This is a genomic window from Methylibium sp., from assembly GCF_013817365.1.
Taxonomy (GTDB): Bacteria; Pseudomonadota; Gammaproteobacteria; order Burkholderiales; family Burkholderiaceae_C; genus Methylibium.
In genome coordinates this window covers 1-6,427 of record NZ_JACDCU010000225.1, presented here as the reverse complement: position 1 = coordinate 6,427, position 6,427 = coordinate 1, and the positions used below count along the sequence as shown (strand labels likewise).

Here is a 6,427-nt window from a genome sequence, read left to right as displayed (position 1 = left end):
TGGCCGCACGCCAGCTGCCGATCAGGTCGGTGCGCAACAGCACCAGCAGCACCAGGGCCAGCAGGCCAACGCTCAGGCTGCTGGCCTGCAGCACTGCGAAGCCCGGCCGCGCCGCCACTTGGCGCGTGGCCAGCACCAGCCAGCGGGGCGCGCGCGGGCCGAACCAGTCCCCTGGCACCAGCCGCCGCAGCGCCTGCACCGCCAGCCACGACAGCAGCGCGAACACCGCCACCGCCCCCGCGAAGCCGCCGACGGTGATGAGGCCGAGCTTCAGGTCCGAGGCCACCGCCAGCAGCAGCGCCGCGAAGCCGACCGAGCCGGCCAGCAGCACGCCGAGCGACGCCCGCTTGAGCTCGCCCAGGTCGCGGCGGATCACGCGCAGCGGCGGCACCTGGGCCAGCTGCAACACCGGCGGCAGGCCGAAGCCGAGCAGCAGCGTCAGCCCCACACCCAGGCCGAACAGCGCCGGCCAGGCGCTCGGCGCGGGCAGCGCCGCGTCGACCAGGCCGGCCAACAACGCCACGAACACGAAATGCACGGCCAGACCGAGCAGCACGCCGAGCGCGCTGGCGATGAAGCCGACCGCCGCGAACTCGATCGTGTAGGCGCCAGCAATGCGCCGCTGAGACTGGCCGAGCACGCGCAGCATGGCGCAGTCGTCGAGGTGGCGGCTGGCGAAGTCGCGCGCCGCGATGGCCACCGCCACGGCGGCCAGCAGCGCGGCCAGCAGTGCGACGAGATTGAGGAAGCGTGCCGCGCGGTCGAGCGTCTGCTGCATTTCGGGGCGGCCGCTCTCCAGCGATTCCACGCGCACGCCGCGCCAGCGCTCCGCCTCGATCTGCACCTGCGCCCAGGTCACGAAGTCGCGCACTGCGCTGTCGCCATTGCTGCCCTGCCCGGCAACGGCGAGGCGGTAGGTCAGGCGGCTGGCCGGCTGCACCAGGCCGGTGGCCGGCAGGTCGGCCTCGTTCAGCAGCGCGCGCGGCGCGAAGCTCATGAAGCCGGCGCCGCGATCGGGCTCGACAAGAATCACGGCAGCGATCTTCAGGCCGGCATCGCCGAGCAGCAGCTCGTCGCCGACCTTCAGGCCGAGTGAATCGAGGATGGCTGCGTCGACCCAGACCGTGCCGCGCGCCGGCACCGACCCGGCGTCGCGCCCGGGCGCACCCGGCGCGTCGGCGATCTGCATGCGCCCGCGCAGCGGATAGCCCGCGCTCACCGCCTTGACCGCCACCAGCCGCGAGGCGCCGCCGCGCGCCTCGCCGGCGCGGCCCATGCTCGGAAAGCTCACCGTGCTGGCCACCGCCAGCCCCTGCTCGAGCGCCCGCTCGGCCAGCGGGGCGGGCGGCAGCTGGTCGCTGGAGACGATGGCGTCGCCACCGAGCAGCGAACGCGCGTCGCGCGCCAGGCCGTTGTTGAGGCGGTCGGCGAAGAAACCCACGGCCGTGAGCGCGGCCACGGCCAGCATCACGGCCACCACCAGCAGGCGCAGTTCGCCGGCGCGGAAATCGCGCACGAGCTGGCGGCGGGCCAGCGCCCACAGGCTCGGGGGCTGCGACGACACGAAAGCAGCGGGCGGGGTCGGTTTCATGCGGGGCGCGCGGTGAGGACAGCGCGCACGGTAGCGCAGGGCGCGGCGGGCAGCGAGGCTCGGGGGCATGCAGGCCGGCGTGGCGCCGAGGCAAGTTCTCCGCGTGCCGCGTCGCCAGCTTCTTTCGACACATGCAACGCTGCGTGCAAAAGCACTCGGCCCGCGCGGCGTCAACGGCGGGTGCAATCGGGCATGGACAAAGCGACCGCCTCACCTCTGCCCGCCCTCTTCGTTTCGCACGGCTCACCGATGCTGGCCCTGGAGCCGGGCACGACCGGACCCTTCCTGCAACGCCTGGGCCGCGGCATCGACCGGCGCTTCGGCCGGCCGCGCGCCATCGTCGCGGTTTCTCCGCACACTGCGGCGCGTGCGCCGGTGGTGCTGGGCAGCGCCATCCACCATGCGGTGCACGACTTCGGCGGCTTCCCGGAAGCGCTGTATCGGTTGCAGTACAGCCCGCCGGGCGCGCCCGAACTGGCGCAGCGCGTGCGGGGCCTGCTCGCCGGCGGCGGCATCGAGTCGACGGCAAGCGAGGACGCCGGCCTGGACCACGGCATCTGGTCGGTGCTGCGCTTCGCCTGGCCCGAGGCCGACATCCCCGTCCTGCCGATCGCGTTGGCGCCCGGGCAGCCGCCGGCCGCCCAGTGGGCGCTCGGCGCTGCGCTCGCGCCGCTCCTGCATGAAGGCGTGCTGGTGCTCGGCTCGGGCAGCGTGACGCACAACCTCGGCCTGATCTTCGGCGCCGCGCAGCCTGCCGCCGACGCGGCCGAGATCACCGAGAGCCGCGCCTTCCGCGAGTGGGTCGCCGGCCGTGTGGCCGCGGGCGACCGCGATGCGCTGCTCGACTACCGCGCCCGCGCACCGCACGCCGCTCTCATGCACCCGAGCGACGAACACTGGCTGCCCTTCTACATCGCGGCGGGCGCCGGCGGCCTGGATGCGCCCGGCTTGCCCGGCGCGCCCGACATGCCCGACATGCCCGGCGTGTCTGGCGTGCGCCTGCACGATGCAATCACCTACGGCTGCCTGGGCATGGACGCTTACGCCTTCGGGGATGCGGCGGCAGCGCTCGGGGAGGCGCTCGCCGGCGTCGCCTGAAGTCAAGGCCCCTGCCGCGACTGCAGCACGTCGAGCGTCGAGACGGGCGCCGCCTGGTGACCCCATGCGCCGCGCAGGTAGGTGAGCACCGCGGCGATCTCCTCGTCGCTGAGCGTCTGCACGAAGGGCGGCATGCCGTGCGGCCGCGGGTTGCCGGCCGTGGCCGGCACATAGCCACCGAGCAGCAGCACGCGGATCAGGTTGGCCGGGGGGTCCAGCGTGACGGCCCGGTTGCCGGCCAGGGCGCGCGGCGCGCCGAGGCCGCCTTCGCCGTGGTCTCCGTGGCATTGCGCGCAGTGCTGGGTGTAGATCGCCGCGCCGCGCGGGAACGCCGTTGCGGGCACTTGCGGCTGTTGCGGGCGCTGCGCCGCCACGGGTGCGAGCTCCTGCGGCAGCACGCGCAAGAACCCCGCCATGGCCTGCAGATCGGCCTCGCTCAGGTACTGCGTGCTGCGAAAGACGACCTCGGCCATCGGACCCAGGGTCGAGCCTGCCTCGGCGACGCCGGTGCGCAGCAGCCGGACCACCTCCGCGCTGCTCCACTGCACCAGGCCCGCCTCGTCGGCGGCCGTCAACGCCGGCGCGTACCAGTGCGACGACGGCATCAAGCCGCCGCCGAACTCGAGCGCCGTGTCGGTGGCGCCGAAGGCGTTGCGCCCGGAATGGCAGGCACTGCAATGCGCCAGGCCGCGCACCAGGTAGGCGCCGCGGTTCCAGGCGGCATCCCGCGTCGCATCGGCACGAAATTCGGCCGGCTCGAAGAAGAGTGCGCGCCACACCGCGAGCGCGGCCTGGGTGTTGTAGGGAAAGCGAAGCGCGTGCGGTTGGTTGGCCTGGCGCACCGGCGGCAGGCTGCGCAGGTGGGCGTAGATCGCGTCGCTGTCCTCGCGCGTGACCAGCGTGAAACTCGGGTACGGGAAAGCCGGGTAGAGCAGCCGGCCGTCTTTCGAGCGGCCGTTGTGCATCGCACGCCAGAACTCGGCGGCCGACCAGCCGCCGATGCCAGTGGCTTCATCGGGCGTGAGGTTGGAGGCATGGACGCTGCCGAAGGGCGTCTCGATGGGCAGTCCGCCCGCGTAGGGCGGCCCGCCGCGCGCCGTGTGGCAGCCCATGCAGTTGCCGGCCAGTGCGAGATAGGCGCCGCGCTGGAGCTGCTCGGGCGTCGCGGTGAAGACAGCGGCTTGCGGCGGCAGCGGCGCCTCCCCGCGCCGGTTCAGGCCGATCACGGCGGCGACTGCCAGCGCGGCAAGCAGCAGGAGGCCGACGAGGAAACGGCGGGGGGTCATGGCCGGACCTTCTTGCCGGGCGCGGCCTGGCCGTCGATCTTGTCGGGCCCGGCCCGGCGGTCGCTGCCGTCCGCGGGCCCCACGCCTTGCGGCTGCGCACCGACGCTTCCGCACGGCTCGGGCAAGGCTTGCGGCAAGGCCTCGGCGGGCCGGGTATCGGCCGGCAGGCGCCGCGAGGACAACCAGGCCGAGACCGCGCCGATGTCCTCGGCACTCAGGCGAGCGGCAATGCGCGCCATGCAGTCCGGCTCGGCCGCGCGGCGCTGGCCGGTGCGCCACTGGCCCAGTTGTGCGTTGAGGTAGTCGCGCGGCAGGCCGAGCAGCCCGGCAATCGCCGGACTCACCCCCACGAGCGCCGCGCCATGGCAGGCCGCGCACGCCGGCAGGTCACGGGCCGGGTCGCCCTGCCGCACCAACTGCTCGCCGCGCGCCAGCAGCGCCGAGGGCGCGCCGACCGTCTGCGGTGGCGGGTAAGGCAGATCGACCGCGGCGAAATGCTCGGCGATCTCTCGCAGATAGTCATCGCTCAGGTGCTGCACCAGGCCGCTCATCAGTGCGTTGTTGCGGCGGCCGTCGCGGAAGTTGAGCAATTGCGCGTGCAGATAGCCCGCCGGCTTGCCGACGATGCGCGGGAAGTAGCCGTGGTTGGTGGCCCGGCCCTGTTCGCCGTGGCAGGCGGTGCAGGCCTGCACGCGCACGGCGATGCTGTCGGCTGAGGGCGGCGCGGCATGCAGCGGCGAGAGCAGCAGTAAAGAAAGCGCCAGACTACTTGCGGCGGCATTGCGTGCGGGAAGCGACCTGGCGTCCCCGCTAGAACGTCGGCGATAGGGGTGGGGCCGACGAACCGGTCGCAGGCAACGGGAGAGGAAAGCAGGCAGCGTCATGGCTCCTAGGGACATCGCTCACGATCGTGCCCCGCGTTCCTTCAATTCGGGAGAAGACGCAAGGCGCCCCGTCAATCAGTCGTCCCGGTCACCCCGAGCCAAACCAGAGGCGCCGGACCGGGAGTTGCCACATCGCCGGTGTTGGCAACGGGGCCGGTGGCGGCCAGGACGATCGCGGTGAGCAGTTCATGAATCAGCAACGTCAGGTCCCCGAAGGTGTGCAAAAACCCTGCCGCGGCCCGCGAAGGGCAGCCGCGGCAGGGCGGTGAGATGGGCCGTCAGGCGCGGCCCTCAATCATCGAACTCGATCTCGAAGGCCTGGACCGTCACGCCGTCGGGGGCGAGACGACCCTTCACCTCGACCGCCACGTCATTGCCCAGGTTCGCGGCCGTGCCGTCGTCGAAGCGGACGTCGCCGGCATAGCTGACCGTCAGGCCGCGCAGCCCGAACGTCTGATTGACCGTGTCGAGCGATTGGATCTGGCCGCTCAACTCGATTTCGCTGCCGCCGTCGTCGTCTTCGAATTCCACTTCCCGAGCAATCAGCACGCCCGCCTCGAGGCGACCTTCGACTTCGACCCGCACACCGACGGCCAAGTCGGCCGGCGTGCCGTTGTCGAATTCGGCGTCGGAGGCCTCCACCGGAATGCCGTCCACGCTGAAGCGCCGCGGGTTGCCGGCTTCGACACTGCTCACCAAGCCCTCGATCTCGGCCTCGTCACGGTCCTCGACCCGGCGTTCGCCGCCCCGCAGGCGCTGGGTCACATAAGCACCGTTCACCGGCACGGGCTCCAGTCGCACGCGAACCAACTGACCGTCAACCAACGCAGGCGTTTCAGAGTCAGGCAGGTCCGCGTAAGAGATGAGCGCCTCGCCGATGCGGAAGGTCTGGGCCTGCGTATCGAGCTCGCGCACCGGGCCGCGCAGCCGGTAGTTGTCTCTGTCCGGGTTCTTGAGTTCGATCCGCGTGGCGGTGTAGCGGCCGGAGCCGTTGCCCAGGCCGTAGACCTCGACGATCTGCCCGACTTGCACAGCGGCCAGACGGCCGCTCAGGTCTTCGTCATACACGGTGGTGGCCGTCACATCGACATCCTGGCCCAACACCTTCAAAGTGCCTGCGGTGACATCGACCGCCTCGACCGGGCCGACGATCTCGCTTGAGAAGCGGATCGAGCTCGCATTGGCCGTGGGGCCGGTCGCCGTGGAAGCGAGCTCCGAGCCGGTCACCTCGATCACCATGCCCAGCCGCAGGTCGTTTGCAGTGACGGCGTTGCCGTCATCGTCGAAGACGTCGGCGCCGCTGTCGTCGTATCGGATGCCGTTGACGATGACCGAGCCGAAGCCGCTGATCGGGCCGACGGCAAAGGAGCCGGTGCCCCCGGAGCCCACACCGTCGCCGCCGCCTCCACCTCCACCACCACAAGCGGTCAGGCCGACGGCGCCGGCGAGGGCGGCAAGCCGCACGCCGCGACCGAGTTGATCGAAGAACCAGGTCATGTTCATGATTTTTCCTTGAGGGTCAGGGACGGTTCAGGGGCGGGGACGGCTGCGCCGCAGCGGCGCAGGAC

The 6,427-nt window shown here is 72.0% G+C and carries 5 protein-coding genes; 1 reads left to right on the top strand and 4 read right to left on the bottom strand.

Annotated features, from left to right (window positions below):
• Positions 1-1,591, bottom strand: a 1,591-nt coding sequence (locus H0W38_RS13775) for an FtsX-like permease family protein (protein WP_292454985.1), incomplete at its 3' end; no start/stop codon positions are given.
• Positions 1,592-1,783: 192 nt separating this feature from the next.
• Between H0W38_RS13775 and H0W38_RS13770 the strand changes: the two genes are divergently transcribed.
• The gene (locus H0W38_RS13770; protein WP_292454982.1) at positions 1,784-2,689 is read left to right on the top strand and encodes a class III extradiol ring-cleavage dioxygenase; all 906 of its coding nucleotides are present in this window, start codon (positions 1,784-1,786) and stop codon (positions 2,687-2,689) included.
• A gap of 2 nt (positions 2,690-2,691) precedes the next feature.
• On the opposite strand, the gene H0W38_RS13765 is transcribed toward H0W38_RS13770, so the two are convergent.
• From H0W38_RS13765 to H0W38_RS13755, 3 genes are all read right to left on the bottom strand, one after another.
• A complete protein-coding gene (locus H0W38_RS13765; protein ID WP_292454980.1) occupies positions 2,692-3,975 on the bottom strand; it encodes a cytochrome c in 1,284 nt (427 codons plus the stop codon).
• Positions 3,972-4,724: a c-type cytochrome gene (locus tag H0W38_RS13760; RefSeq protein WP_292454987.1), complete on the bottom strand. Its 753-nt coding sequence runs from the start codon at positions 4,722-4,724 to the stop codon at positions 3,972-3,974. Before H0W38_RS13760 ends, H0W38_RS13765 begins: the two co-directional genes overlap by 4 nt.
• 426 nt (positions 4,725-5,150) lie before the next feature.
• Positions 5,151-6,362: a DUF5666 domain-containing protein gene (locus tag H0W38_RS13755; RefSeq protein ID WP_292454979.1), complete on the bottom strand. Its 1,212-nt coding sequence runs from the start codon at positions 6,360-6,362 to the stop codon at positions 5,151-5,153.
• Between the last annotated feature and the right edge of the window lie 65 nt (positions 6,363-6,427).